Source organism: Microbacterium sp. NPDC080005 (genome assembly GCF_040702445.1).
Classification (GTDB): domain Bacteria; phylum Actinomycetota; class Actinomycetes; order Actinomycetales; family Microbacteriaceae; genus Microbacterium; species Microbacterium oleivorans_D.
In genome coordinates this window covers 1,350,533-1,376,297 of the sequence record NZ_JBFBLD010000001.1, presented here as the reverse complement: position 1 = coordinate 1,376,297, position 25,765 = coordinate 1,350,533, and the positions used below count along the sequence as shown (strand labels likewise).

Below are 25,765 nucleotides of genomic sequence, written 5' to 3'. Positions count from 1 at the left end.
TAGAGTCGGTGTCGGAGGTACATCATGGCAATCGCACGACTTCACGGCGGCCCGCTCGACGGCCAGGTCATCCCGCTCGAGGAGGACACGGATCGACTGATCCTGCCCTACAGCGAGACGCAGATCACCTATGAGCGCGCGGGCGCCGATGAGAGCACGGGGGAGGGCGACGGACCCACGTCCGCCGACTTCCGCTTCGTCGCCTCGCAGGACGACATCGACCCGTCCGCCGACGAGCGCGACGACCGTTCGACTCTTGACGACTGAGCCGGAGCACTCGCTCGAGATCGAGCGCACCTACGACGTCGACGCCGGGACGCCACTGCCCGATTGGGCCAGGCTTCCCGGCGTCGCCGCCGTCGGCAGCCCGGAGCCGCGCGACCTCGACGCGCACTACCTCGACACCGCGGACGGTGCGCTCGGACGCGCTCGGGTCGCGCTGCGTCGCCGCAGCGGCGGGCCCGACGAGGGCTGGCACATCAAGCGCGTGACGGCCGAGGGCAAGGCGGAGTCCCGCTGGCCGCTCGACGACAGCGGCCCTGAGCAGATCGTGGTGCCCGAGGCGATCGAGGCGGCCCTGGCCCCTCTCGCCGCGCCGCCGTTCGCGCCGCTCGCGCGGATCCGCAACGCGCGCACGGCCTACGCACTCCTCGACGCGGCGGGCGATCTGCTCGCCGAGTTCGTCGACGACCGGGTCACCGCCACCGACGTCCGTCGGGGCGTCGAGACGTCGTGGCGCGAGTGGGAGCTCGAGCTCGGCCCCGCAGCGCCGACGGATGCCGCGGCCCGCGACGCGCTGTTCGCCGCGGCCGACGAGCTCGTCCGGGGCGTCGGGGGAGAGGTCTCCGGATCGGGCTCGAAGCTCGAGCGGGCCCTCGGGCTGTGATCTCCGGCGCCCGTTAACGCACTGACGCCGCCCCCGGCTTCGATTGGGGCGGCGTCAGTCGTTTCGCCAGGTTACTGAAGACCCATGCGTTCCGACAGGTCTTGCGCAGGCGTCACAGGTTGATCATGTGTCCCGCGAGGCCGTGGAACGCCTCCTGCAGGCCCTCGGACAGCGTGGGGTGCGTGTGGACGTTGCGAGCCGCCTCGAGGGCGGTGAGGTCCCACTTCTGCGCGAGGGTCAGCTCGGGCAGGAGCTCCGACACGTCGGGGCCGATGAGGTGGCCACCGAGCAGCTCGAGGTGCTCGGCATCGGCGATCAGCTTCACGAAGCCGACGGGCTCTCCGAGGCCGTTGGCCTTGCCGTTGGCGGAGAACGGGAACTTCGCGACCTTGACGTCGTAGCCGGCGTCGCGGGCCTGCTGCTCGGTGAGGCCGAATGAGGCGACCTGCGGCGAGCAGAACGTTGCGCGCGGCATGTTGCGGTAGTCACCGAGCGTCTGGGTCTCGGCCTTGCCGATCGTCTCGGCCGCCACGACACCCTGTGCCTCCGCAACGTGCGCGAGCTGCAGCTTCGCGGTGACGTCGCCGATCGCGTAGACACCGTCGACGTTCGTGCGCATGTAGTCGTCGATCTCGATGGCGCCGCGGTCGGTGAGCTTGACGCCGGTGTTCTCGAGTCCGAAGCCCTCGACGCGCGGTGCGAAGCCGATCGACATGAGGACCTTGTCCGCCTCGATCTGGCCCTTCGCACCGTCGGCGTTCGCCGAGTACGACACGGTGACCTTGTCGCCGGAGTCGACGACCGACTCGACCTTGGTCGAGGTGAGGATGTCGATGCCGTACTTCTTGTACTGACGCTGGATCTCCTTCGAGACCTCGACGTCCTCGTTCGGGAGGGCGCGGTCGAGGAACTCGATGATGGTGACCTTGACGCCGTAGTTGCTCAGCACGAACGCGAACTCCATGCCGATGGCGCCGGCGCCGACGATGACGATCGAGTTCGGGAGCTCACGGGTGAGGATCTGCTCCTCGTAGGTGACGACGTTCTCGCTCAGGGTGACGCCCGGCAGAAGGCGGACCGTGGAACCCGTCGAGATGATGACGTTGTCAGCCGTGACGGTCTCCTTCGAGCCGTCCTCCTTCGTGACCTCGATGGACTTCGCGTCGATGAAGGATCCGCGACCCTGGTACTCGGTCACCTTGTTCTTCTTCATGAGGAAGTGGATGCCTTTGACGTGGGTCTCCGCGACCTTCCGGCTGCGGTCCCACGCGGTGCCGAAGTCGAAGGAGACGTCACCGCTGATGCCGAAGAGGTCGGCCTTATGGGTGAAGGTGTGCGCGAGGTCCGCGTTCTTCAGGAGCGCCTTGGAGGGGATGCAGCCGACGTTGAGGCAGACACCGCCCCAGTACTTCTCTTCGATGATGGCGGTGGACAGTCCGAGCTGTGCCGAGCGGACGGCCGCGACATAGCCGCCGGGGCCGGCACCGAGGATGACGACGTCGTAGTGAGGCATGCCTCCAGCCTAGTCCGCCGCCGGTGGCGTCACTCCTTCGTCTCGCCCTGCCGACCGCGCACGATCGCGACGGCGATCACCACGCCGACGGCGAGGAAGATGATGCCGCCGCCGACGGCGTACGGCACCGCGTTGAAGCCCTCGGAGGATCCTTCCGACTGCTCGGACGCCGACTCCCCGCACTCCTCGACCGCCGCCGTCTTGCCGTCCTCACCCACGGAGAAGGTGAACTGGTCGGAGATGGGGTGACCGTCGCTTGAGACGACCCGCCACTGGACGAGCACCGCACCCTCGACCGGCCCGCTGATGGCCTGGGTGACGGTGTTGTCGGTCACCTCGGGGTCGCCCTCCGCGATCGATCGGCACGCTTCGTCGTAGACGGCGAGCACCGCGGCGCCCGCTTCGGTCGAAGGTGGAGCGCTGAAGGTCAGGGTGATCTCGTCGGGGGTGGTGCCGAGGATCTCGTCGGCGGCGGGGTCCGAACCGAGCAGCTCGTCGTGGGCCGCGGCGGGCGAGGCGGGGGCGAGGAACACAAGCGCGGTGAGGACCGTGGCCGCGATCGCGGCACTCCGACGCCGCGCGCGGGGGCGACTGGTGAGGGTCATGAGGGCGACGTTAGTGTGCGGAAGTCGCCGCCCTCCGGCCCTGTCGTGCGAAGGAGTCGGCCGCTACCATGTCGCCTCGCGGCGGACCCGGCCACCGTGAGCGGGACCGATCGGTTACTGTGGGAGAAGGAGGACATCGTGGAGCAGAATCAGCGACCGGGCGGCGACATCCATCGGGGTGCCGAGACGTCGGCGCACCCGCGTCTCGTGGATTCGACGCAGACGTTCGGGCACGACTCGGACCTGTCCTTCGTCCCCTTCGGCGCAGAGCTGACGGCGGCCGAGGTCGAGGCGATCAACGCTCTTCCTGCCCGCGCCGCGCTCCTGATCGTTCGGTCCGGCCCGACCGCGGGCGCACGATACCTTTTGGACACCGACGTGACGACCGTGGGCCGTCATCCCGAGGCCGACATCTTCTTCGATGACGTCACCGTGTCGCGCCGTCATGCCGAGATCACCCGCACAGGAGCGACGTTCGAGCTCATCGACCAGCGCTCGCTCAACGGGACGTATGTCAACGGCGAGCGTGTCGACCGTGCGACGCTCACCGACGGCGCCGAGGTGCGTGTCGGCAAATTCCGTCTGAACTTCTTCATCGCTCCGGCAGAGCGGGCGATCGGCGCGTGAGCTCGGCCGCCGCCACCCGGGGACGAGCGGCGTCCTCGGGGTCTTTGAGCATCGGTCAGGTCCTCGCCCGGTTGAGCCCGGAGTTCCCCGCCCTCACGGCGAGCAAGCTCCGCTTCCTCGAGGTACAGGGCATCGTCACGCCCGTTCGCACGGAGTCCGGCTATCGGAAGTTCTCCGCGGCGGATGTGGAGCGACTGCGGACGGCCTTGAGCATGCAGCGCGACTTCGGCATCCCGTTGGCGCGGATCCGTGAGTATCTCGAGGAGCACGGCGACGAGATCGCGCCGGTACCCCCGGCGTCCATCGTGCAGACGTCGCGGCGCTACCGCCGCGACGAGCTGCTCAGCACTGCGGGTGCCTCGGCCACGCTGCTGAACGAGGCGGTCTCGGCCGGCCTCATCACTCCCGCCGACTCGTTCGACGAACGGGCTCTGGGCGTGCTGCGCTCCCTCGTCGCGCTCGACGCGCACGGGATCCAGCCTCGCCACATCCGCAGCATCCGGCAGAGCGCGGAGCGCGAGGTGTCGCTCATCGAGAGCGCGATCGCCCCGCTGCTGCGTCGGGCGGACGCCGGGTCGCGTGCAAAAGCGAATGAGATCGCGCCGGAACTGGCTCGCCGCCTCGAGGAGATCCGCCAGGTCTTCGTCGCGGCGGCTCTCGACCGTCTCACGCCGTGACGACCCGCGACACGCCGGGCCCGACCAGTCGGATGTCGTTGCCGGAGGCCATTCCCTCCTCTAGCGTGGAACTACCCATTACCCGCAGGAGGCCCCGATGACCGCGCACGATGCGCTGGGCGAGCAGAAGTTCTCGACCGAACTCCTGTTCACCGACGGCCTCCCCGAGATGGATGACGAAGTCGGCTACCGCGGAGCCCAGGCGGCGCGTGCTGCCGGCATCACGTACCGGCAGCTCGACTACTGGGCGCGGACCGAGCTGGTCGAACCGACCGTCCGGGGCGCGAGCGGCTCCGGATCGCAGCGACTGTACGGATTCCGCGACATCCTCGTCCTGAAGCTCGTGAAACGGCTGCTCGACACCGGCATCTCGCTGCAGCAGATCCGGATCGCCGTCGATCAGCTGCGCGCGGCCGGCATCCGCGATCTCGCGGGAACGACGCTCATGAGCGACGGGGCGTCCGTCTATCTCTGCACGTCGAACGACGAGGTCATCGACCTCGTCAGCCGCGGTCAGGGTGTCTTCGGCATCGCCGTCGGCAAGGTCCTGCGCGAGGTCGAGACCACGCTGGTCGACTTCGATGCTCAGCAGCCCGAACAGGTCGACGAGCTCGCCGCTCGGCGCGCTGCACGCTCCGCCTGAGTTCCACTCCAGCCGCGCGGATCGCGTTCCCGACGCGCTGTTCAGGCGGGCGAGGCGGTTCCTGCGACGGGGATCCGACCCGTGCGGACGATCCGGTCCAGCAGCGAATCGAAGTCGCCGGCCAATTCCTGGGCGGAGTCGCCGGGCCAGATGTGCAGGGGTTTGGCGGCGCCCTGTGCCTGCTGGAGCGAGGTCCGCTCGGGGAGCTGGGGGGTCAGGACCAGGGGCCCGAACATGTCACGAAGCTCCTTGATGCGGAACTGGTGCTCGATGGACTGCGGGCGCACTCGGTTCACGACGATGCCGAGCGGCTGCAGTCGGGGCGACAGACCGCGGCGGATCTCTTCGATGGCGCGCAGCGCGCGGTCGGCGGCGGCCACGGAGAACAGGCCGGGCTCGGTCACGACGACGACGCGGTCGGATGCCGCCCACGCGGTGCGCGTGAGGGCGTTCAAGGAGGGGGCGCAGTCGATGAGGACGAGGTCATAGTCCGCCTCGATCGTCGCCAGCGCCTCTTCGAGCTTCCAGACGTCGCGCACGCTCGGATGCGGGCCGTCGAAGTTGATGGCGGACGGGCTGCCGATCATGACGTCGATCGTGCCCGGGTGCACCTTCGCCCAGCCGCTCGAGGTGATGGCCTGACGGACCACCTTCTCCTTGGGGTTGGCGAGGACATCGGCGACGTTCAGCCGACCGGCCACCTGGATGTCCATCCCCGTCGACACGTCGGACTGCGGGTCCAGGTCGACGACAAGGGTCCGCACCCCGCGCGCGAACGCCGCGGAGGCGAGGCCCAGGGTCACGGTCGTCTTGCCGACGCCACCTTTGAGGGAGCTGACGGAGAGTACGTGCACAAGCGACCACGTTACCGTCCCCTAGGCTGTGAGGGTACTCAGCCCGTACCTCGGCGGCCCCGACGGAGTGGCCCCGCACCCAGTAGAGGTGAAGAGCATGTTTCGCAAGATTCTGGTCGCCAATCGCGGAGAGATCGCCATCCGCGCATTCCGTGCCGCGTATGAGCTCGGAGCCCGTACGGTCGCCGTCTTCCCGTACGAGGACCGCTACTCGCTCCACCGCCTGAAGGCCGACGAGGCCTACCAGATCGGCGAGGTCGGTCACCCGGTGCGTGCGTACCTCGATGTGGACGAGATCATCCGCGTCGCCCTCGAGAGCGGCGCTGACGCGATCTACCCGGGCTATGGATTCCTCTCCGAGAATCCGGAGCTGTCGGCGAAGGCGGCGGCCCACGGCATCGCCTTCATCGGTCCGTCCTCGACCGTGCTCGAGATGGCGGGCAACAAGGTCACCGCGAAGCAGCACGCGATCGCGGCCGGGGTGCCCGTCCTGCGATCGACCGAGGCGTCGGACGACATCGACGCCCTCGTGGCGCAGGCGCCGGAGATCGGCTTCCCGATCTTCGTCAAGGCCGTCGCCGGAGGCGGCGGGCGCGGGATGCGTCGTGTCGAGCACCCGGATGCACTGCCGCCGGCGCTGTCGGAGGCCATGCGCGAAGCCGGGAGCGCCTTCGGCGACCCTCGCGTCTTCCTCGAGCAGGCCGTTCAGCGTCCCCGCCACGTCGAAGTGCAGATCCTCGCCGACAAAGCCGGGAACACGGTTCACCTCTTCGAGCGCGACTGCTCGGTGCAGCGGCGGCACCAGAAGGTGGTCGAGATCGCCCCGGCGCCCAACCTGGCCGACGAGATCCGCCGCGACCTGCACGCCTACGCCGTCGCCTTCGCCGAGTCCATCTCGTACGAGAACGCCGGGACGGTCGAGTTCCTGCTCGAGACCGCCGGCCCGCGCACGGGCGAGGTCGTCTTCATCGAGATGAACCCTCGTATCCAGGTGGAGCACACCGTCACCGAGGAAGTGACCGATGTCGACCTCGTCCAGTCGCAGATGCGTATCGCCGCAGGTGCGACACTCGACGACCTGGGTCTGCGCCAAGAGCAGATCCATCTGCGCGGTGCCGCCCTGCAGTGCCGCATCACGACGGAGGACCCGGCGCACGGCTTCCGCCCCGACACCGGCAAGATCACGACGTACCGCTCGCCCGGCGGAGCCGGCATCCGTCTCGACGGCGGCACCACGGCGGCGGGTTCGCAGATCAGCCCGCACTTCGATTCCATGCTCGCCAAGCTCACCTGCCGCGGTCGCGATTTCGAGGCGGCGGTCGTCCGCTCCCGCCGCGCGCTGGCGGAGTTCCGCATCCGCGGGGTGTCCACGAACATCCCGTTCCTGCAGCGGGTGCTCGACGACCCCGCTTTCGCCTCCGGCGACCTGAGCACGGCCTTCATCGACGAGCGTCCCGGACTGGTCCAGGGGCGGGAGTCCAAGGACCGCGGGTCGAAGATCGTGTCCTGGCTCGCAGACGTCACCGTGAACCGACCGAACGGAGACAGCCCGGTCCACACCGACCCGGCGGCGAAGCTCCCCGACGTCGACCTGCGCGCGGAGCCGGCTCCCGGGTCGAGGCAGCGCCTGCTCGAGCTGGGCCCGAAGCGTTTCGCCGAAGCACTCCGCGCTCAGAGCGGGCTCGCCGTCACAGAGACGACGTTCCGCGACGCGCACCAGTCGCTCCTCGCGACACGGGTGCGGACGAAGGACCTCGTGCGTGTCGCGCCGCACGTCGCCCGTCTGACTCCGCAGCTGCTGTCGGTCGAGGCATGGGGCGGTGCGACGTACGACGTCGCCCTCCGGTTCCTGGGCGAGGACCCGTGGGAGCGTCTCGACGCGCTCCGCGCGGCGCTCCCGAACGTCGCGATTCAGATGCTCCTGCGCGGGCGCAACACCGTGGGCTACACCCCGTACCCCACGAAGGTCACCGATGCGTTCGTCGCAGAGGCCGCGGCATCCGGTGTCGACATCTTCCGCATCTTCGACGCCCTCAACGACATCACCCAGATGCGGCCCGCCATCGAAGCCGTCCTGGCCACCGACACCGCCGTCGCAGAGGCGGCGATCTGCTACACGGGCAATCTCCTCGACCCCGCTGAGGACCTGTACACGCTCGACTACTACCTGCGCCTCGCCGAGCAGGTCGTCGACGCCGGCGCTCACGTCCTCGCCATCAAGGACATGGCAGGACTCCTGCGTCCTGCCGCGGCGGGACGTCTCGTGTCAGCCCTCCGGGAGCGGTTCGACCTTCCCGTCCACGTGCACACGCACGACACCGCAGGCGGTCAGCTGGCGACGCTCCTCGCGGCCAGCGCAGCCGGGGCGGATGCCGTCGACGCCGCCGCCGCGCCGATGTCGGGCACGACGAGCCAGCCGTCCCTCTCGGCGCTGGTCGCGGCACTCGCGGACACTGAGCGGGACACAGGTCTCGATCTGCAGGCGGTTTCGGACCTCGAGCCGTACTGGGAGGCGGTCCGCAACCTCTACGCACCGTTCGAATCCGGCCTGCCCGGTCCCACCGGTCGCGTCTACCACCACGAGATCCCCGGCGGGCAGCTCTCGAACCTCCGCCAGCAGGCGATCGCGCTCGGTCTCGCGGAGGACTTCGAGCTGATCGAGGACATGTACGCGGCCGCCAACCGCATCCTCGGCCGTGTGCCGAAGGTGACGCCGTCGTCGAAGGTCGTCGGCGACCTCGCCCTGCATCTGGCGGCGGTGAAGGCCGACCCGGCGGATTTCGAAGCGAACCCTGAGAAGTACGACGTGCCCGACTCGGTCGTCGGCTTCATGGCCGGCGAACTCGGCGACCTTCCCGGCGGGTGGCCGGAGCCCTTCCGGTCGAAGGTCCTTGCGGGCCGCTCCGTGAAGATCGCCGTCACCGAGATCTCACCGGAGGACTCGGAGGCCCTCGACGCGGACTCCGCGACGCGTCGCGAGAAGCTCAACAGACTGCTCTTCCCGGCACCGACGAAGGCGTTCCACGAGGTCCGCGACACGTTCGGCGACCTCAGCGTCCTCGACACCATCGACTACCTCTACGGAATGAAGCCCGGACAGGAGCACGTCGTCGAGATCGAGCGGGGTGTGCAGCTGTACGTCGGCCTCGAAGCGATCGGTGAGGTCGACGACAAGGGGATGCGGACGGTCATGGCGACCCTCAACGGCCAGCTCCGACCGGTCACGGTCCGCGACCGCTCCGTGGCCGTGGAAGCCCGTCAGGCCGAGAAGGCGGACACCTCCAAGCCGGGCCAGGTGGCCGCGCCGTTCTCCGGCGTCGTCACCGTCAAGGCCGACGAGGGCGCGAAGGTCCGCGCGGGCGAGCCCGTGGCTTCGATCGAGGCGATGAAGATGGAGGCGGCGATCACCGCGCCGGTCGACGGCGTCGTGGAGCGCATCGCGATCGCGTCCACGGCGCAGGTGGAGGCGGGCGACCTTTTGCTCGTGGTCCGTCCCGCGGACTAACCTGGTGCGTCGGGCTTTTCGAGGCCCCGGAACCACCAGGAGTGACCCCCGTGATGCGTGAGCGCGACAACGAGACGTCCCAGGATGTCGACAACGGTGTGCTCGAGCGCACCGACAACCTCGAGACGACCGGCATCGGCATCGTCGACGGGACGACGGCCCAGATCGACCTGAACCTTCCCGTTCTCGCAGACGATGACGACGACTATGTCGACGAGGACGACCTGGCGCCCGTGGTGCACGACGGCGAGCCGGCGTCGGCCGACGCATCCGAGGAGCACACGGCGTCGGAGTCCGAGGAGGAGGCGCCGGACGACATCGTCGAGGCTGAGGTGGTGTCCAGCCCGACGGGTGCGACGCCGACCGGGGTGACGCGGCGCGCGATCCACCACCCCGCGGGCCCCGACAAGCACGCCCTCGAGCGGGTGCGCGGTGTCCGGGTCGAGGAGGAACCGCTGCAGTCGCGCCGTCTGGACCAACTGGCAGCGGACCGCGAGACACCGGAGCTGCTCACCGCCGATCGGCTCATCGACCGGTCCCGCGTCGCCGCTCCTGAACCCGAGGGGGTGTGGCAGCGCTTCGTCTATGGCGCGACCCTCCGTCGCGTCATCCTCGAGGACAGTCCGCGGGTCCGCGCGCGCAAAGAGCTCGACCGGCGCATCTCCGCACCGCTCACGGGGGGAGCGAAGTTCGTCCCGGTTCTGTCCCGCAAGGGCGGCGTCGGCAAGACGAGTGTCGCCACGTTGCTCGGGATGGCTCTCGCCGACGCGCGCGAGGACCGCATCATCGCCGTCGACGCCAATCCCGACCGCGGCACGCTCGCGGAGCGCATCGAGCGCCGCAGCGGAAAGACCGTCCGCGACCTCGTCCGGGCGCGCGCGGAGGTGACCGGGTTCAACGACCTCTCCGCGATCGTCGCACGCGACGAGACACGCCTCGACATCCTGGCATCGGATGCCGATCCTCACCTGTCGGAGGCCTTCAGCGATCGCGATTACCACGATGTCGCCGCGATCGCTGCTCACTACTACTCGATCGTCCTCACCGACAGCGGCACCGGCATCGTGCACTCCGTCATGGACGCGACCCTCGAGCTGGCCGATCAGCTGCTCATCGTCGCCGGACGGAGTGTCGACGAGGCGAAGCTCGCCTCCGAGACCCTCTCCTGGCTCGAGACGAACGGCTACAGCGAGCTCGCCCGCAACGCCGTCGTCGTCCTCAACACGTCCCGGCCCGGCGCGAGCCTCATCAAGCCGAGTGAGCTCGAGTCCCACTTCCGCACACGCGTGCGTGCCGTGGTGACGATCCCTTACGACGCGCACATCGCCACCGGCGGCCCGATCTCGTTCCGTGACCTCGCGGGCGCCACGCGTCTCGCCGCGCGCGAGCTCGCCGCAGTCGTGGTGGAGGGCCTGCGCACCCCCGGGTCGGGGCGCTGATGGCCGTCCGTCCGATCCGCCTCTTCGGCGACCCGGTCCTCCGGAGCGTGAGCGCACCCATCGACGACATCGACGAGGGTGTCATCGCCCTCGTCACCGACCTCGTCGACTCCGTCGCCGAACCGGGTCGGGCTGGCGTCGCCGCTCCGCAGATCGGTGTCGGCCTTCGTGCGTTCAGCTACAACGTCGACGGCGTCATCGGATACATCCTGAACCCGACGCTCGAGGTCGCCGGGGACCCCGTTCCGACGGGGGAGGGATGCCTCTCCGTGCCCGGACTCTGGCATGAGGCGATCCGCCACCCGTGGGCGCGGGTCACGGGTATCGATCTGACGGGGGAGGAGCTCGTCATCGAGGGCGAGGGACTCCTCGCCCAGGCGTTGCAGCACGAGTGCGACCACCTGGACGGGATGCTCTACCTCGACCGTCTGCCAAAGGATGTCCGACGGCAGGCGATGCGCGAGGTGCGCGAGTCCGACTGGTTCTGATCGCAAGAGGAAGGGCCCCGGTTTCCCGGGGCCCTTCCTCTTGTTCGGTGTGCGTGGGTTCAGTGTCCGAGCGAGATGTTCGTCGTCGAGACGTTGGCCTGGTAGAGCTCGTCGATGTCGGCCGCGAAGTCCGACAGGATCACGTTCCGCTTGATGCTCATCTTCGGGGTGAGGTGACCGGATGCCTCCGTCCACTCCGTGTCGAGGATCACGAACTTCCTGATCGACTCCGCGCGCGAGACCGCCTTGTTGGCCCGGTCGACGGCGGACTGCACCTCGGCGGTCACCTTGGGGTGGGTGATCACCTGAGACATGGGCATGTCGGCGGCGAGTCCGTTGTTCGACATCCACGTCGGCAGCATCTCGCGGTCGAGCGTGATGAGAGCGCCGATGAACGGCTTCTGGTCACCCACGACGACCACCTGACCGACGATCGGGTTGGCGCGGATGGGGTCCTCGAGGACGGCGGGCGCGACGTTCTTTCCGCCCGCGGTGACGATGATCTCCTTCTTTCGGCCCGTGATCGTGAGGTAGCCCTCTCCGTCGAACGAACCCAGATCCCCGGTGCGGAACCAGCCGTCGTGGAAGGCCTCCGCAGTCGCCTCAGGGTTGCGCCAGTACTCCTTGAACACGTTGATGCCCCGGACCTCGATCTCGCCGTCCTCGCTCAGCCGGACGCCGACCCCGGGGAGAGCGGGGCCCACCGTCCCGATCTTGGACTTCGTGGCGAGGTTCACGGTCGCCGGCGCGGTGGTCTCAGTGAGCCCGTAGCCCTCGAGGATCTGCACGCCGAGGCTGTGGAAGAAGTGACCGAGGCGCGGGCCGAGCGGCGCGGATCCCGAGACGGCGTGCGTCACCCGCCCGCCCATGGCCGTGCGCAGCTTGCTGTAGACGAGGCGGTCGAACAGAGCGAACTTGATCTTCATCCCCAGGGGGATCGACTCGCCGTCCTGCAGCCGGCGCGAGTGCTCGACGGCGACGGCGGCGGCAGCGCGGAAGATCTTGCCTTTGCCGCCGGCCTCCGCCTTCTGCTCGGCCGAGTTGTAGACCTTCTCGAACACGCGCGGCACCGCCAGCAAATACGTCGGCTTGAACGAGCCGAGGCCCGCCAGCAGCTTCGTGGTGTCGGGTTCGTGGCCCGTCTTCACGCCCGCGTGGATGTTGAGGATCGAGATGAAACGCGCGAAGACGTGCGCCAGGGGGAGGAAGAGCAGGGTCGCTGCGCCGGGCTGCTCGACCACCTCGTGGAGCGCCTTGGCGGAGTTGCGCGAGAGTTCGACGAAGTTCTTGTGCGTGAGCACGCAGCCCTTCGGTCGCCCGGTCGACCCCGACGTGTAGATGAGAGTCGCGATGTCGTCCGCGTTCGCGAGCGAGCGGCGACGCTCGATCTCCTCGTCGGTGATCTCGGAGCCCCGTGCGCGGAGGCTGTCGAGATCACCTGTGCCCATCGTCCACACCTCGCGGACGAGCGAGACCTCCGAGCGGATCTCGGCGACGCGCTCCGCGTGGGTCGCGCTTTCGACCACCATCGCCACGGCACCCGAGTCGGTGAGGATCCAGTTGATCTGCGACGCGGAGCTGGTCTCGTAGACCGGCACCATGACGGCGCCCGCGAAGAAGAGCGCGAAGTCGACGAGGGTCCAGTCGTAGGTCGTCCGCGCGAGGAAGGCGACCTTGTCGCCCGGCTGGATGCCGCTGGCCGCGAATCCCTTCGCGAGTGCGATCACCTCGCGATGGAACTCCGCTGCGGTGACGTCTCGCCATCCGTCCCCGTCCGGGACGGCGAACAGGGCGAGCGACGGCGTGGCCTTCACCCGCTCGACGAGGATGTCCGAGGTGTTCGCGGTCGGGTCGGCGGGCACGACGGCGGGGACGTCGAATTGTACGGCGCTCATGGGCGGCAACTCCTTCGGTACCGGGTGGCGTCAGGTGCGACCGAGTCTAGGCCATCGTGATCCTCGATCCCACGGCCGCGGCCGCCCGCGCGGCCGCATTAGACTCACGGATGCCGTGCGCCCGCACGCGCGGAGGGGAGTGGTGTGCTCAACGTCGGCATCGACATCGGTGGGACCAAGATCGCCGGAGGCGTCGTCGACCCCGACGGCACGATCGTCGACCGCCGCCGAGTCCCCACCCCGGCTGACCCCCACGCGCTGGCGGACGCCGTCGCCGCCATGGTGGATGACCTCGTCACCGACCGTGTGGTGCACGCCGTCGGTGTGGCGGCGGCGGGCTTCATCGATGCGACCCGGTCTGTCATCCTGCACGCCCCCAACATCGACTGGACCGACGAGCCGCTTCGTGACGAACTGGAACGTCGCATCGGACGCCCCGTGACTCTGGAGAACGACGCCAACGCAGCCGGATGGGGCGAGTTCCGCTTCGGCGCCGGTCGCGACGTCCGCGACATGGTCATGATCACGCTCGGCACGGGAGTGGGCGGAGCCGCGATCATCGACGGCGAACTGCTCGTGGGCGGGAACGGCATCGGCGGCGAGCTCGGCCACATCCGCTTCGAACGCGGCGGCCGGACGTGCGGCTGCGGCCAGAACGGGTGCCTCGAGCAGTACGCCTCGGGCCGCGCCCTGCAGCGCGAGGCGGCGGACATCGCGGCATCCGGCGCCCTCGGTGCGGGCCTCGCCGCGGCGCGGACCGCCGACGGGATCGTGCCGGCCGCGGCCATGGAGCGACTCATCGCAGACGGCGACGCCGGCGCCCTCGAGGCGGTCCACCGGGTCGCCACCGCCCTCGGCGAGGCATGCGGTGGGTTCCAGGCGGTTCTCGACCCGGCGCTCTTCGTCATCGGCGGCGGTGTCGCCGACCTGGGCGAGCGGCTGCTGCACCCGGTGCGCGAGGCCTACGCGACGGCGCTCCCCGGATACGGCGAGCGACCGATCGCCTCGTTCGCGATCGCCACCCTCGGCAACGATGCCGGCCTCATCGGCGTGGCCGACCTCGCCGGGGGCCGGGTCTGAGATGGTCTACTGGGTCCTCAAGTACCTGATCATCGGGCCGATCGTGAAGGCGATCTTCCGTCCGTGGATCGTGGGTCGGAGCAACATCCCGACCAGCGGGGCCGCCATCATCGCCAGCAACCACCTGTCGGTCAGCGACTCGATCTTCCTGCCGCTCATGATCGATCGGCCCATGTCCTTCCTCGCCAAGAGCGACTACTTCACCGGCAGGGGGCTGAAGGGCTGGGCCACGCGCGTCTTCATGCAGGGAACCGGCCAGATCCCGATCGACCGAACCGGAGGCAAGGCCTCCGAGGCGTCGCTCAACACCGGACTGCAGGTTCTCGGGCGCGGCGATCTCCTGGGCATCTATCCCGAAGGCACGCGCAGCCCCGACGGCAAGCTCTACCGCGGTCGCACCGGACTCGCTCGCATGGCCCTGACGGCTCGGGTCCCCGTCATCCCGGTGGTGATGATCGGGACGGATGACGTGATGCCCATCGGGCGGTCCATCCCGCGGGTCGGTCGAGTCGGGATGGTCATCGGGGAGCCGCTCGACTTCAGCCGCTTCCACGGCATGGAGTCCGACCGGTTCGTCCTGCGTTCGGTGACCGACGAGATCATGGTCGCGCTGCAGCGCATGGGGGAGCAGGAGTACGAGGACGTGTACGCATCCACCGTGAAGCACCGGCGCCCGGCATCCGCCTCCTGACCGCGCCTCAGCGCATCCCGGGCGCCCGTCACACGACCGGAGCCGGTGTCTGCCGCGGCTAGAATTGGCGGATGCCCACTCCTCTCGACCACTGGCGCTCGCTCCCGATCAAGCAGCAGCCGTTGTGGCCCGACGCGGATGCGGTCGCGGCCGTATCCGCCGAGATCGCGACCCTTCCGCCCCTCGTCTTCGCCGGCGAGGTCGACAACCTCCGCGCCCGGCTGGCGAACGCCGCGGCCGGCCAGGCCTTCCTGCTGCAGGGAGGCGACTGCGCCGAGACTTTCGCGGGTGCCACGGCGCAGCAGATCCGCGACCGCATCAAGACGGTCCTGCAGATGGCTGTCGTGCTGACCTATGGCGCATCGATGCCGGTCGTGAAGATGGGACGCATGGCCGGCCAGTTCGCCAAGCCCCGGTCGAGCGACACCGAGACGCGCGGCGACGTCACGCTGCCGGCCTACCGCGGCGACATCGTCAACGGCTACGACTTCACCGAGGCCTCACGCACCGCCGACCCGCAGCGGCTCCTGAAGGGGTACCACACGGCGGCGTCCACCCTGAACCTCATCCGGGCCTTCACGCAGGGTGGCTTCGCCGACCTGCGCGAGGTGCACAGCTGGAATCGGGGCTTCGCCAAGAACCCTGCCAACCAGCGGTACGAGCGCCTCGCGGGTGAGATCGACCGCGCCATCAAGTTCATGGAGGCCGCCGGCGCGAACTTCGACGAGCTGCGCGGCGTCGAGTTCTACACCGGCCATGAGGGGCTGCTCATGGACTACGAGCACCCCATGACGCGTATCGACTCCCGCACGGACACGCCGTACAACACCTCGGCCCACTTCCTGTGGATCGGGGAGCGCACCCGCGAGCTCGACGGTGCCCATGTCGACTACTTCTCGAAGATCCGAAACCCCATCGGCGTGAAGCTCGGCCCCACCACGAGCCCCGAGACGGCGCTGGCGCTCATCGACAAGCTCGACCCCGAGCGCGAGCCCGGACGCCTCACCTTCATCACCCGGATGGGCGCGGGCAAGATCCGCGACGCGCTCCCGCCGCTGTTGGAGGCGGTGAAGGATGCCGGGGCCACCCCGCTCTGGGTCACGGACCCGATGCACGGCAACGGGATCACGACGCCCACGGGGTACAAGACGCGTCGCTTCGACGACGTCGTCGACGAGGTCCGCGGCTTCTTCGAGGCGCACCGCGCCGTCGGCACCTTCCCCGGCGGCATCCACGTCGAACTCACCGGCGACGACGTGACGGAGTGCCTCGGCGGTTCCGAGATGATCGATGAAGCCACGCTCGCGACGCGGTACGAATCGCTGTGCGACCCGCGGCTGAACCACATGCAGTCGCTCGAGCTCGCCTTCCTCGTCGCCGAGGAGCTCGGCAACCGCTGACGCACGTACGACGAAGGCCCGGCGGCGACGCCGGGCCTTCGTCGTACGTCGCGTTGTGACAGGTCAGCCGAACGGCTGGAACTGCGGCGTGAGGCTGACGGTGGTGCCCGGGCGCTGCATGGTCCCGCCCTCGGGTGTCATGGAACGTACGCGGTAGACATCCCAGTAGCGGCCGCCGAGGGGGATCTCCGCGTCCTCGATGTTGGGGTTGACCGTGAACCCGGCGGACTGGAGGCGTTCGACTGCCGTTCGCACGGTCTCGCCGACGACGTTGGGAACCTCCACCGGTCGGGGGCCGTCGGAGACGACGAGCGTCAGCGTCTCGCCCTGCTGCCAGGATCCGCCGCCGGGACGGTCGGCGACACGGATGACGAGGTCATCGGCGACGTCGCTGCTGTACTCGCGTGTCTCCTCGACCTTCATGCCCGCATCCTCGAGCGTCTGCGCCGCCTCGGCGGCCGGTTCCCCGACGACATCGGGGAGCGGGCCGAGGGAGACCCGCAGTTCGGCAGTCGAGCCCTCGAGGACCGAGCACCCGTCGGTGCATTCGATCGGGTCGGCCGAGCCCGCTTGCGTGACGTAGACGCGTACGACCCGGTCCGGAGCGAAGCTCGTGAAGTATTTCTTGGTCGTGGCGACCGTGATCTCGTTGTCCTGCAGGAGTGCCTCGACCTCCGACGTCGCCCGATCCTGCAGCGTCGGGAGTTCGGCGGTGGCCGGTCCTGCGGAGATGTTCACGGTGACCGTCGAGTCGCGGTCCACCCAGACGCCGGTGCCGGGATCCGTCCCGATAGCGTCACCGGTCGGGACGTCGAGACTGTGGACCTCGCTGCGGCGCGCCACCAGCGCATTGTCGACGAGGAGATCCTCGGCCTCCTCGAAGCTCATCCCCGAGACGGCCGGCACGCTGACGAGCGACCCCGGTCCGCTGCCGAACCACCATCCCGCCGCTGCCGCCCCGGCCGTGAGCACGAGGACGACGGCGAGCAGCCAGCCCCCTTTCACCGCGTTGCGATGCGTCCGACGGCGCAGGCGCGTCGCGTTGTCGACTTCCGTGGTGACGCTCGGGGCCGTGAAGGTCCCCGGCATCACGCGCGTCATCTCGTCCGAATCGAGCGAATCGTCGACGACGACCTTCGTTCCGGTGGGCGTGGAGCGCACGACCTGAGGGAACACCCCCAACTGCTTCTCGATCTCGCGCAGGCGCTCCAGCATCTCCCGGGCGTCGCTGGGTCGATCCTCGGGGGATCGCTCCGTGGCCCACAGGACGAGCTCATCGAGCTGCTCCGGAACGCCGGGGTTCTTGACGCTCGGGCGGGGGACCGAATGGGTCGCGTGCTGGTACGCGATCTGCATCGGCTGCTCGCCCTTGTAGGGCTGTTCGCCGGCGAGCATCTCGTACAGCATGATGCCGAGGGCGTAGATGTCGCTGCGCGCGTCCGCGGTCCCGCGAGTGACGAGCTCGGGCGCCAGGTAGGCGATCGTCCCGAGCAGCATCTGGCCGGTGGCCGTGTTCGCGCTGGTCGCGCGGGCGAGCCCGAAGTCCCCGATCTTGATGCGACCGTCCTCGGCCAGCAGCACGTTCTCGGGTTTGACGTCACGGTGGACGATGCCCGCCCGGTGTGCGGCGGAGAGGCCCGACAGGATCGCGTCCATGATCGTGATCGTCTGTGGCAGCGTCAGACGCTTCTGTTCCCGGAGCAGTTCGCGCAGGGTGATGCCCGGCAGGTACTCCATGACGAGATAGGCCATCTCGCCGTCCTGGCCCTGGTCGAACACGTTGACCACGTGGGGGTCGGCCAGGCGCGCGGCCGACCTCGCCTCCTGGATGAAGCGGTTCTGGAAGACGGTGTCGTCCGACAGGTGTCCGTGCATCACCTTGAGCGCGACACGACGCTCGAGGCGCAGGTCCGTCGCGACATAGACGGTGGCCATGCCGCCGCGCGCGATGCGCCCGCGAACCCGGTACCGACTGTCGACCAGGCGGCCGATCAGCGGGTCGGTCTGCGGGGTGGCGTTCACGTCAGAAGTCTACGGAGCCGACCCTGCGAGCCCGCGTAACGGCTCACCCCCAAGGCGGCTGCGACGCGGGGTTTCACCCGTATGTGTCGAGCCAGCGGTACGCCTGTTCCTCCCACGGGCCGTAGCGCTCGGGATATGCGGAGATCTGCACGGCCTGCGCGGCATCGCCGAAGGCCATGCCCTCCCAGCCGTCGATGTCGAGGAGTCCGCGCGTGCGATCACCGTTGGGGTCGCCCGGCCCACCGAAGAACGCGGCGGCGGACCGGCGCGGGTCGCGGATCTGCGCGATCGACCCCCAGCCCGCGCTCGGGCGCTGCTGGAACAGTCCCACCGAGTCGCGGTCGCCGCCGTCGAGGTTGCGGATCCAGGACTCGACCATGGCGGTCGCCAACGCGATCGCGATGCCGTCGCGTGAGACCCCGCGCTCGCGACCCACCGCGATGATCGTCTTCACGTTCTCGATCTGCTCCGCATCCAGCCTGACGTCGGCCGCAGAAGTGGGCGCGGCCACGGCCGCAGCGGCGACCGGAATCCGGAGCTTCTGACCGGGATAGATGATCGAGCGCTCGTCGAGCCCGTTCACCGTCAGCAGTCGAGACAGACTGACTCCGCTGCGCTTCGCGATCGCCCAGAGTGTCTCGCCCGTCGCGACCTCGTGCGCGGGACCGGTCGCTTCCGGCTGCGGCGCGGACGTGCGGGACGCGGCGGCGGGTGCGGCCGTGAGAGCTCCCACGCGCAGCTTCTGACCCGGGTGGATCATGGTGGACGACCCGAGGTCATTCGCGCGGGAGAGGGCGGCGACGCTCATGCCGTGCCGCGCGGCGATCGCCCACAGCGTGTCGCCGGATCGAACCGTGTAGGTGGATGCCGGCGTGGTCGGCGTCGCGGTGCGCGGCGCGCGGGCATCCGCCTTCTTCGGTCCCAGCTGCAGGACATCACCGGGCCGGATGATCGACGTCCAGCCCAGCCCGTTCCACGCCAGGACGTCGGCGGTACGGACACCGTTGGCTGCGGCGATCGCGCTGACGGTGTCGCCGCGCGTGACGACATGGGTCCTCACCGCCGTCTGTGCAGCCGGGGTGCCGACGACTCGCGTCGACGACGCCGACTCCGCGTGAGCCCGCACGGCCACCGGTTCCGGCGCGGTCCGGTGGCGGTCCTCGGCCTGCGCGGCATCGAGGGGCACCAGGGACATGGACAGGGCGATCGAGCCGATCACGGCGGGAGTGCGGTTGTCGCGCAGGGCAGCGGTGAGGACGTCGTAGCGGCGCACAGGTGTTCCTTCGTTCGGTCCCAGCTCGTCGATTCCCCCGCAGAACCGTGTCACGCCGATGTTGCTGGTGTCAATGCATGTGGCGCATGTGACTGTTGTGATTCACGTCGCCCGGACCCCGGATGCGATAGTGGAGAGGTGACTACAGATGCGTCCGTGTCCACTGACTGGCTGAGCCTCCCTGAGCTGGTCGACCTGACCGGTGAGCCCCTCGGGCGCGTGCGCCGGATGCTCGACGAGCACCAGCTCGTGGCGTCGCGCCGCTTCGGCGCGCCCCGGGTCCCCTCCGTCTTCCTCGTCGACGGCGCGCCGATCTCCTCCCTGCGGGGGACGATCATCGTCCTGCAGGATGCCGGCTTCTCCGACGACGAAGCGATCGACTGGCTGCTCGCCCCTGAGGAGTCCATCGGTCTCGCGCCGATCGAAGCTCTCCGGCAGGGCCGGAAGAGCGAAGTGCGCCGCGTCGCCCAGTCGCTGGCCTGAGCGCCGCTGCGTCGGGCTCTCAGGCGGCGCGCACCGTCGCGGCCCGCGCGAGGTCGCGGAGCTCGCTGACCGCCGCGTGACCCAGGCGCGCGCCGCGGAGGGCGCGGTCCGCTTCGGTCGCCCACGCGGTGATCCGCTCCTCGACGCGTGCGAGCGCGCCCGTCTCGACGATCGTCTGCTGCAGGTGCGCGACCTGATCCGACGTGAGCTCCCTGTCCCCGATGAGTTCGTCGAAGACGGTGAGGGCTCCCGGGGGCAAGGCGGCGCGCGCGTAGGCGATGAGGAGCGTCCGCTTTCCCTCGCGCAGGTCGTCGCCGACGGGCTTGCCGGTCACGGCCGTGTCGCCGAACACACCGAGAACGTCGTCACGCAGCTGGAAGGCGAGACCGACCGGATGACCGAACGCGGCGAGGGCGGCGTACTGGTCGTCGTCGGCGCCAGCGAGCACCGCGCCCAGTTGCAACGGATGCTGCACGCTGTAGCGCGCTGACTTGAGGGAGGCCACGCGCAGCGCACGGTCGGGGTGCGTGTCCACCGGCGCGATCACGTAGACGGATTCCTCCGCGATGTCGAGGAACTGGCCGACGGTGACTTCTCGGCGCATGCGGCCGAACTCGGCGCGCGCGCGGGCGGCGGCCGTCGGGTCCGCGGCGAAGAGGCCCTCTTCGAGCAGGTCGTCGCTCCACGCCACGAGCAGGTCGCCCAGGAGGATCGCGGCCGACGTGCCGAAGTCCGCGGCGTCGCCCGCCCAGCGGCCGCCGCGATGGGTCGCCTCCCACGCGCGATGGGCCGCTGGGCGGCCCCGCCGCGTATCGGAGCGGTCGATGACGTCGTCGTGCACCAGGGCCGCGGCGTGGAAGATCTCGAGGGCTGCGGATGCCGCCGTCACGACGTCGGGGACGTGTTCCGCATCCCGTGTGCCGGCCGTGGCCACTGCGCGCCATCCGGCGAGGCAGAAGCGGGCGCGGAAGCCCTTGCCTCCCGTGGCCGCGGCGGCTCCGGAATCGACGAAGGAGCGGGCCTCGTCACCGAATTCCGCGACCGCATCCCGCTGGTCCTGCAGGAACCTCTCGACTCGCTGGGAAACGGCCACGATCGGGTCGGGGGAAGGGGACACGGGCCTAGCCTAGTGATCGCGCGCACGCGTACACTTGATGGACCGACCCGAGGGGGATGCATGCCACTGTCAGAGCAGGAGCAGCGTCTGCTGGACGAGATGGAACGCCATCTCATGCGCAACGACGCCGATGTTGTCAGCGCGGACCGGGGAGCCGCCCCCCTCAGCTACCGCAACATCGTCTACGGGTCCGTCATCGTCCTGCTCGGCATCGCCGGGCTCGTCGTCGGTGTGGCCACCTCTCTCACCATCATCGGTGTGATCGCCTTCGTGATCATGGTGGGCGGTGTCGTCCTCGCTTTCACTCCCGCGAAGGGTGCGGCGGCAGCGCGCGCCGCATCGGGCTCCCGCAAGCCGCGTGCCGCGAAGGCACCGGCATCCGCGTCCTTCATGGACCGGATGAACGATCGCTGGGATCGCCGGAACGACGATCGATGATCTGACCCTCCACCTCACTCCACTTCTGAAGCACCGACCTCCGGGTCGGTGCTTTTTTTGCGCCCGTGCGGCGACGCTTCCCGCACACCTTCATCGCCGTGGAGCCGCGCGCAGCCGGACCACGAAGGGATGGGGGCGTGGATCTGTCGCTTAGTGGAGGAAAGTGGAGTAAAGTGGCGTCATCCTGGAGCGGGCCGGACGAAGGGGGTGACCGAGCGATGTTGTTGGGCACTCACACCCCCAAGCTGGACGACAAGGGCCGGGTCATCCTGCCGGCCAAGTTCCGCGACGACCTCGGCCCAGGCGTCGTGATCACCCGCGGTCAGGAACGCTGCCTGTACGTGTTCAGCTCGGCGGAGTTCGAGCGGGTGTACGAGCGCATCCGGGAAGCGCCGTTGACCAACAAGCAGGCGCGCGACTTCCAGCGCATGTTCCTCTCCGGCGCGAGTGCCGAGAAGCCCGACTCCCAGAACCGCATCACCATCCCTCCGCACCTGCGGACCTACGCGGCCCTCGAACGCGAACTCGTCGTCACGGGTGTCGGCGCACACGCCGAGATCTGGAACGCCGACGCCTGGAACGCGTACGCCGACAGCAACGAGGACACCTATTCGGACATGGAGCAGGAGGTGATCCCGGGACTCTTCTGATCCTCGACCGCGACTCCCAGCCGCTCGCCCTGACGCACTTCCCCGGCGCCAGGTCGGAGCGGATGGGGATCGGGGCCGAGGGCCACCGACAGAACCGAATGCACCATGAGCCACGACGACATCCACACCCCCGTCCTCCTCGACCGCTGCGTCGAGCTGCTCGCGCCCGCGCTGCAGCGCGAAGGCGCCGTCGTCGTGGACGCCACCGAAGGCATGGGCGGCCACTCCGAGGCGCTCCTCGAGCGGTTCCCGGGCGTGCGTCTGATCGGCCTCGACCGCGACACCGACGCGCTCCGGATCGCGGGGGAGCGGCTCGCACGCTTCGGCGACCGCGTGACCCTGGTGCACACCGTCTACGACGGCATCGCCGAGGCCGTGCGGAGTGCGGGTGTCGCGAAGGCCGACGGCATCCTGTTCGATCTGGGTGTGTCGTCCCTGCAGCTGGACGAGGCGGAGCGCGGGTTCGCGTACGCGAAGGACGCGCCCCTGGACATGCGGATGGATCAGACCGCGCCGACCACGGCGGCGGACATCGTCGCCACCTACGGCGAGGGCGACCTGCGTCGGATCTTCGAGCGGTACGGCGAGGAGAAGCTCGCCGGGCGCTACGCCCGCGCCATCATCGCCGCGCGCGAGGAGGCTCCGATCGACCGTTCCGGGCGGCTCGTCGAGATCCTCATCGCGGCGACCCCGGTGGCTGTGCAGCGAGCGCTCAGCGGGCACCCCGCCAAGCGGGTGTTCCAAGCGCTGCGGATCGAGGTCAACGGCGAGCTGGCCGTGCTGGAACGTGCAATGCCCGAGGCCCTCGGCATCCTGCCGGTGGGCGGTCGGATCGTCGTCATGTCCTATCAGTCGCTCGAGGACCGGCTCATCAAGCGCGTCTTCGCCGAGGCGACCCGGTCCACGGCGCCGGCCGGCCTCCCCATCGAGCCGCCCGAGCACGCCCCCCGCTTCCGCCTGCTCACCAAGGGCGCGGAAGTGGCATCAGACGAAGAGAAGTCCCGCAATCCGCGCGCCACCCCGGTGCGTCTGCGCGCGGCAGAGCGAGTGAGGGAGGCGTCATGACCGCTCCGGCCCTGGCCACCACAGCCATCGACAACGCCGTCGTCGAGTCGACCGCGCCGGTCCTGCGCCCGCTGGGTCGCGCGGGCGTCGGGATCGCGATGCACCCGCGTCGCCGTCCTCGACTCGTGTTCGGCATCGTCGCCGTCGCCGGCGCGCTCGCGATCGCCGGCGTGCAGATGGGACTGTCCATCGTCACGACGCAGGGCGCCTACGAGGTCAAGGACCTGACGGCGCAGCAGCGGGACGCGAACTACCAGAAGCAGATCCTCGAGGAGGAGATCGCCGGCCTCAGCTCGCCGCAGTTCCTCGCGGCGAACGCCGCCGCGCTCGGCCTGGTCGCCGGTGGCGAGCCGAACTACCTGCGCCTGAGCGACGGCACGACGCTCGGACCGCAGAAGGGGGCATCGGACGCCTCCTCGATCGAGGCGCTCTCCCGCGCAGCCGTCTCCAACGCACTCGTCGCCGGCGTCCCGCTCGTCACCGATCCGGAGGCGAGCCTGGACTCGGGCGTCTCGATCGATGAGGAGCTGCTGGCCAATACGCCGACACCCCCTGCCATCACCGACGGACTGCCGACCCCGAGCACACACTGAGAACATGACGACACGAGCAACCCGAGGCCCGCGCCGTCGCACCGTCGTCGCCCTCGCCGTCGTCCTGGTCGTCCTGATCGCGTTCGTCGCCCGGCTGATCGACATCCAGGTCGTCAACGCGAGTCAGCACGTCGACGACGCATTCAGCAAGGGGATGCGGGTCACCTCGACACTCGAGGGTGCCCGAGGCTCCATCGTCGACACCCACGGCACCCCGCTCGCCACCAGCATCCTGCGCTACGACGTCGTCGTCGACCCGATGCTGGCGGAGAAGGGCATGTCCCTCCGGGACGAGAACGGTTCCCTCGTCAAGGAAGACGACGGCAAGACGACAGTCCGCGTGACGTGGCCCGAGATCGCGGCGCAGATCGCCGAGATCACCGGACAGGAGGCCGCAGAGGTCCAGGCGGTCGCCGACGACGCGATCGCGAAGGACGCGGGCTCGCGCTGGGCGCGGATCAAACGATCGGTCTCGACGGCGGAGTTCCGCGCCCTGGCCGACCTGCAGATCCCGTTCATCTCGTTCGATCCGGTCGCCTCGCGGTCGTACCCGAACGGTGCGGTCGCCGGGAACATCCTGGGATTCGTCGGATCGGACAGCAAGCCGCTCGAAGGCGTCGAGGCGCTGCAGGATTCCTGCCTCGAGCCCACGGATGGCAGCATCCGCTACCAGAAGGGCGCTGACGGGGTGGTCATCCCGGGGACGGCGGTCGAGCAGCCCGCGAAGGACGGCGGCACCCTCGCTTTGACCATCGACGCCGACCTGCAGTGGTACATGCAGCAGCTGATCGCCGAAGAGACCGAGCGATATCAGGCGGACTGGGGTGGGATCATCGTCATGGAGGTCTCGACGGGCAAGATCCGCGCGCTGGCGGAGACCCCCACGGTCGACCCCAACGACCCCGGCGCCAGCGAACCCGAGGATCGCGGGTCGAGGCTGCTGCGGTTCTCCTTCGAGCCCGGCTCTACCTTCAAGCCGGTGACCGCCGCGACGGCCATCGAGCAGGCGGGCGTGACCCCGGAATCGACGGTGACCGTTCCCGACAGGATGGTCTTCGACAACGGTGCGGTCGTCAACGACTCCGAGAATCACGCGACGGAGAACCTGACCCTCAACGGCGGTCTGGTGACCTCGTCCAACGTCGCCATGTCGCAGTTCGGAGGCATGGTCGACCCCCAGACGCGCTACGACTACCTGACCAGGTTCGGCGCCGGCCAGCCGACGGGTCTCGACTGGTCGGGTGAGCCGAAGACGACGATCGCGCCGGCCGACACGTGGGACAACCAGACGAAGTACGCGACCACCTTCGGGCAGGCGTTCACCGTCACCGCGGTCCAGGTCGCCAGCGCCTACCAGACCTTCGCGAACCACGGTCTGCGGATGCCGGCATCACTCGTCGAGTCGTGCACGAAGCCCGACGGCACCGTGGTGAAACCCGATCTCGCCGAGCCCGAGCAGGTCATCAAGAAGGAGACCGCCGACGAAGTCTCCCTCATGCTCGAGAACGTCTTCGCGCAGGGAACGCTCGCCGAGGACATCGCCCTTCCCGGCTACCGCATGGGCGGCAAGACCGGCACGGCTCAGATCTCCGACGGCAAGGGCGGATACAAGCCGAACACGTATTTCACGTCCCTGGTCGGCTTCGCTCCGGCGGAGGATCCGAAGTATGTTGTCCTGACGGTCTTCGACGAGCCCAAGAAGCAGCGCATGTCGTCGGCCAACCGTTCGGTGTTCAAGAAGGCGATGGCGCAGGTGCTCACGCACTACCGCGTCATGCCGTCGGGCTCGGAGACCCCCCTCCTGCCCGTCACAGGCTGAAC

General features: G+C 69.2%; 24 protein-coding genes. 17 read left to right on the top strand and 7 right to left on the bottom strand.

The annotated features are described in order from the left end of the window. The first annotated feature begins 24 nt into the window (after positions 1 to 24). Complete coding sequence (locus tag AB0259_RS06705) at positions 25 to 267, top strand: response regulator (RefSeq protein WP_251580467.1); 243 nt, start codon at positions 25 to 27, stop codon at positions 265 to 267. Continuing rightward, complete coding sequence (locus AB0259_RS06700) at positions 257 to 886, top strand: CYTH domain-containing protein (protein WP_366219957.1); 630 nt, start codon at positions 257 to 259, stop codon at positions 884 to 886. The genes AB0259_RS06705 and AB0259_RS06700 overlap by 11 nt, the downstream gene beginning before the upstream one ends. A gap of 112 nt (positions 887 to 998) precedes the next feature. On the opposite strand, the gene lpdA is transcribed toward AB0259_RS06700, so the two are convergent. Further along, positions 999 to 2,399 carry a dihydrolipoyl dehydrogenase gene (lpdA, locus tag AB0259_RS06695; protein ID WP_366219958.1) on the bottom strand — a complete coding sequence of 467 codons (1,401 nt, stop codon included), beginning with the start codon at positions 2,397 to 2,399 and terminating at the stop codon, positions 999 to 1,001. 29 nt (positions 2,400 to 2,428) lie between these two features. Then, positions 2,429 to 3,004, bottom strand: coding sequence for a copper resistance CopC family protein (locus AB0259_RS06690; RefSeq protein ID WP_366219959.1), 576 nt, complete (start codon positions 3,002 to 3,004; stop codon positions 2,429 to 2,431). 138 nt (positions 3,005 to 3,142) lie between these two features. Between AB0259_RS06690 and AB0259_RS06685 the strand changes: the two genes are divergently transcribed. The 3 genes from AB0259_RS06685 (at position 3,143) to AB0259_RS06675 (ending at position 4,951) form a co-directional block, all read left to right on the top strand. Then, on the top strand, positions 3,143 to 3,631 hold the full coding sequence (locus AB0259_RS06685; RefSeq protein WP_251580471.1) for an FHA domain-containing protein: 489 nt from the start codon (positions 3,143 to 3,145) through the stop codon (positions 3,629 to 3,631). Then, positions 3,628 to 4,308 carry a MerR family transcriptional regulator gene (locus AB0259_RS06680; protein WP_251580472.1) on the top strand — a complete coding sequence of 227 codons (681 nt, stop codon included), beginning with the start codon at positions 3,628 to 3,630 and terminating at the stop codon, positions 4,306 to 4,308. Before AB0259_RS06685 ends, AB0259_RS06680 begins: the two co-directional genes overlap by 4 nt. 97 nt (positions 4,309 to 4,405) lie before the next feature. Further along, on the top strand, positions 4,406 to 4,951 hold the full coding sequence (locus AB0259_RS06675; RefSeq protein ID WP_366219960.1) for a MerR family transcriptional regulator: 546 nt from the start codon (positions 4,406 to 4,408) through the stop codon (positions 4,949 to 4,951). 41 nt (positions 4,952 to 4,992) lie between these two features. Here the strand turns inward: AB0259_RS06675 and AB0259_RS06670 are convergent, their stop codons facing one another. Then, positions 4,993 to 5,805, bottom strand: coding sequence for a ParA family protein (locus AB0259_RS06670; protein WP_251580473.1), 813 nt, complete (start codon positions 5,803 to 5,805; stop codon positions 4,993 to 4,995). A gap of 97 nt (positions 5,806 to 5,902) precedes the next feature. Between AB0259_RS06670 and AB0259_RS06665 the strand changes: the two genes are divergently transcribed. Genes AB0259_RS06665 through AB0259_RS06655 form a run of 3 tightly spaced genes read left to right on the top strand, consistent with a single transcriptional unit; the run spans position 5,903 to position 11,237 of the window. Then, positions 5,903 to 9,310, top strand: a complete 3,408-nt coding sequence (locus tag AB0259_RS06665) for a pyruvate carboxylase (RefSeq protein ID WP_366219961.1) — start codon at positions 5,903 to 5,905, stop codon at positions 9,308 to 9,310. A 53-nt stretch (positions 9,311 to 9,363) separates the two neighbouring features. Then, positions 9,364 to 10,749 carry a MinD/ParA family protein gene (locus AB0259_RS06660; RefSeq protein WP_366221384.1) on the top strand — a complete coding sequence of 462 codons (1,386 nt, stop codon included), beginning with the start codon at positions 9,364 to 9,366 and terminating at the stop codon, positions 10,747 to 10,749. Beyond that, positions 10,749 to 11,237: a peptide deformylase gene (locus AB0259_RS06655; protein WP_251580475.1), complete on the top strand. Its 489-nt coding sequence runs from the start codon at positions 10,749 to 10,751 to the stop codon at positions 11,235 to 11,237. The genes AB0259_RS06660 and AB0259_RS06655 overlap by 1 nt, the downstream gene beginning before the upstream one ends. 59 nt (positions 11,238 to 11,296) lie before the next feature. Here AB0259_RS06655 and AB0259_RS06650 read toward each other — a convergent pair whose 3' ends face one another. Further along, a complete protein-coding gene (locus AB0259_RS06650; protein WP_366219963.1) occupies positions 11,297 to 13,132 on the bottom strand; it encodes an AMP-dependent synthetase/ligase in 1,836 nt (611 codons plus the stop codon). Between the two features lie 144 nt (positions 13,133 to 13,276). On the opposite strand from AB0259_RS06650, the gene AB0259_RS06645 reads away from it, so the two are divergent. From AB0259_RS06645 to AB0259_RS06635, 3 genes are all read left to right on the top strand, one after another. Beyond that, entirely contained in the window at positions 13,277 to 14,212 is a 936-nt protein-coding gene (locus AB0259_RS06645) for an ROK family protein (RefSeq protein WP_251580477.1), read from the top strand. 1 nt (position 14,213) lies between these two features. Then, positions 14,214 to 14,903: a lysophospholipid acyltransferase family protein gene (locus AB0259_RS06640; RefSeq protein WP_251581241.1), complete on the top strand. Its 690-nt coding sequence runs from the start codon at positions 14,214 to 14,216 to the stop codon at positions 14,901 to 14,903. Positions 14,904 to 14,974: 71 nt separating this feature from the next. Continuing rightward, entirely contained in the window at positions 14,975 to 16,303 is a 1,329-nt protein-coding gene (locus AB0259_RS06635; protein WP_251580478.1) for a class II 3-deoxy-7-phosphoheptulonate synthase, read from the top strand. Between the two features lie 63 nt (positions 16,304 to 16,366). Here AB0259_RS06635 and pknB read toward each other — a convergent pair whose 3' ends face one another. Both pknB and AB0259_RS06625 read right to left on the bottom strand, forming a co-directional pair. Continuing rightward, a complete protein-coding gene (gene pknB, locus AB0259_RS06630; protein WP_251580479.1) occupies positions 16,367 to 18,325 on the bottom strand; it encodes a Stk1 family PASTA domain-containing Ser/Thr kinase in 1,959 nt (652 codons plus the stop codon). A 73-nt stretch (positions 18,326 to 18,398) separates the two neighbouring features. Then, on the bottom strand, positions 18,399 to 19,598 hold the full coding sequence (locus AB0259_RS06625) for a LysM peptidoglycan-binding domain-containing protein (RefSeq protein WP_366219967.1): 1,200 nt from the start codon (positions 19,596 to 19,598) through the stop codon (positions 18,399 to 18,401). A gap of 156 nt (positions 19,599 to 19,754) precedes the next feature. On the opposite strand from AB0259_RS06625, the gene AB0259_RS06620 reads away from it, so the two are divergent. Continuing rightward, positions 19,755 to 20,081, top strand: coding sequence for an Rv2175c family DNA-binding protein (locus AB0259_RS06620; RefSeq protein WP_251580481.1), 327 nt, complete (start codon positions 19,755 to 19,757; stop codon positions 20,079 to 20,081). A gap of 19 nt (positions 20,082 to 20,100) precedes the next feature. Here AB0259_RS06620 and AB0259_RS06615 read toward each other — a convergent pair whose 3' ends face one another. Next, a complete protein-coding gene (locus tag AB0259_RS06615; protein WP_251580482.1) occupies positions 20,101 to 21,198 on the bottom strand; it encodes a polyprenyl synthetase family protein in 1,098 nt (365 codons plus the stop codon). A 60-nt stretch (positions 21,199 to 21,258) separates the two neighbouring features. Between AB0259_RS06615 and AB0259_RS06610 the strand changes: the two genes are divergently transcribed. The 5 genes from AB0259_RS06610 (at position 21,259) to AB0259_RS06590 (ending at position 25,763) form a co-directional block, all read left to right on the top strand. Continuing rightward, complete coding sequence (locus tag AB0259_RS06610; RefSeq protein ID WP_251580483.1) at positions 21,259 to 21,636, top strand: DUF3040 domain-containing protein; 378 nt, start codon at positions 21,259 to 21,261, stop codon at positions 21,634 to 21,636. A 218-nt stretch (positions 21,637 to 21,854) separates the two neighbouring features. Beyond that, positions 21,855 to 22,286 (top strand): division/cell wall cluster transcriptional repressor MraZ, encoded by a 432-nt coding sequence (mraZ, locus tag AB0259_RS06605; RefSeq protein WP_064002348.1) that lies wholly within the window; start codon positions 21,855 to 21,857, stop codon positions 22,284 to 22,286. A 105-nt stretch (positions 22,287 to 22,391) separates the two neighbouring features. Next, positions 22,392 to 23,351, top strand: a complete 960-nt coding sequence (gene rsmH / locus AB0259_RS06600; RefSeq protein ID WP_366219970.1) for a 16S rRNA (cytosine(1402)-N(4))-methyltransferase RsmH — start codon at positions 22,392 to 22,394, stop codon at positions 23,349 to 23,351. Further along, on the top strand, positions 23,348 to 23,944 hold the full coding sequence (locus AB0259_RS06595) for a hypothetical protein (RefSeq protein WP_366219972.1): 597 nt from the start codon (positions 23,348 to 23,350) through the stop codon (positions 23,942 to 23,944). Before rsmH ends, AB0259_RS06595 begins: the two co-directional genes overlap by 4 nt. 4 nt (positions 23,945 to 23,948) lie before the next feature. Next, positions 23,949 to 25,763: a penicillin-binding protein 2 gene (locus AB0259_RS06590; protein WP_251580486.1), complete on the top strand. Its 1,815-nt coding sequence runs from the start codon at positions 23,949 to 23,951 to the stop codon at positions 25,761 to 25,763. Positions 25,764 to 25,765 lie beyond the last annotated feature (2 nt).

Coding starts and splice junctions, on each gene's coding strand:
- AB0259_RS06635 (WP_251580478.1), top strand. CDS start 14,975: ATGCCCACTCCTCTCGACCACTGGCGCTCGCTCCCGATCAAGCAGCAG.
- AB0259_RS06655 (WP_251580475.1), top strand. CDS start 10,749: ATGGCCGTCCGTCCGATCCGCCTCTTCGGCGACCCGGTCCTCCGGAGC.
- AB0259_RS06660 (WP_366221384.1), top strand. CDS start 9,364: ATGCGTGAGCGCGACAACGAGACGTCCCAGGATGTCGACAACGGTGTG.
- mraZ (WP_064002348.1), top strand. CDS start 21,855: ATGTTGTTGGGCACTCACACCCCCAAGCTGGACGACAAGGGCCGGGTC.
- AB0259_RS06590 (WP_251580486.1), top strand. CDS start 23,949: ATGACGACACGAGCAACCCGAGGCCCGCGCCGTCGCACCGTCGTCGCC.
- AB0259_RS06675 (WP_366219960.1), top strand. CDS start 4,406: ATGACCGCGCACGATGCGCTGGGCGAGCAGAAGTTCTCGACCGAACTC.
- rsmH (WP_366219970.1), top strand. CDS start 22,392: ATGAGCCACGACGACATCCACACCCCCGTCCTCCTCGACCGCTGCGTC.
- AB0259_RS06650 (WP_366219963.1), bottom strand. CDS start 13,132: ATGAGCGCCGTACAATTCGACGTCCCCGCCGTCGTGCCCGCCGACCCG.
- AB0259_RS06690 (WP_366219959.1), bottom strand. CDS start 3,004: ATGACCCTCACCAGTCGCCCCCGCGCGCGGCGTCGGAGTGCCGCGATC.
- AB0259_RS06595 (WP_366219972.1), top strand. CDS start 23,348: ATGACCGCTCCGGCCCTGGCCACCACAGCCATCGACAACGCCGTCGTC.
- lpdA (WP_366219958.1), bottom strand. CDS start 2,399: ATGCCTCACTACGACGTCGTCATCCTCGGTGCCGGCCCCGGCGGCTAT.
- AB0259_RS06665 (WP_366219961.1), top strand. CDS start 5,903: ATGTTTCGCAAGATTCTGGTCGCCAATCGCGGAGAGATCGCCATCCGC.
- AB0259_RS06705 (WP_251580467.1), top strand. CDS start 25: ATGGCAATCGCACGACTTCACGGCGGCCCGCTCGACGGCCAGGTCATC.
- AB0259_RS06610 (WP_251580483.1), top strand. CDS start 21,259: ATGCCACTGTCAGAGCAGGAGCAGCGTCTGCTGGACGAGATGGAACGC.
- AB0259_RS06640 (WP_251581241.1), top strand. CDS start 14,214: ATGGTCTACTGGGTCCTCAAGTACCTGATCATCGGGCCGATCGTGAAG.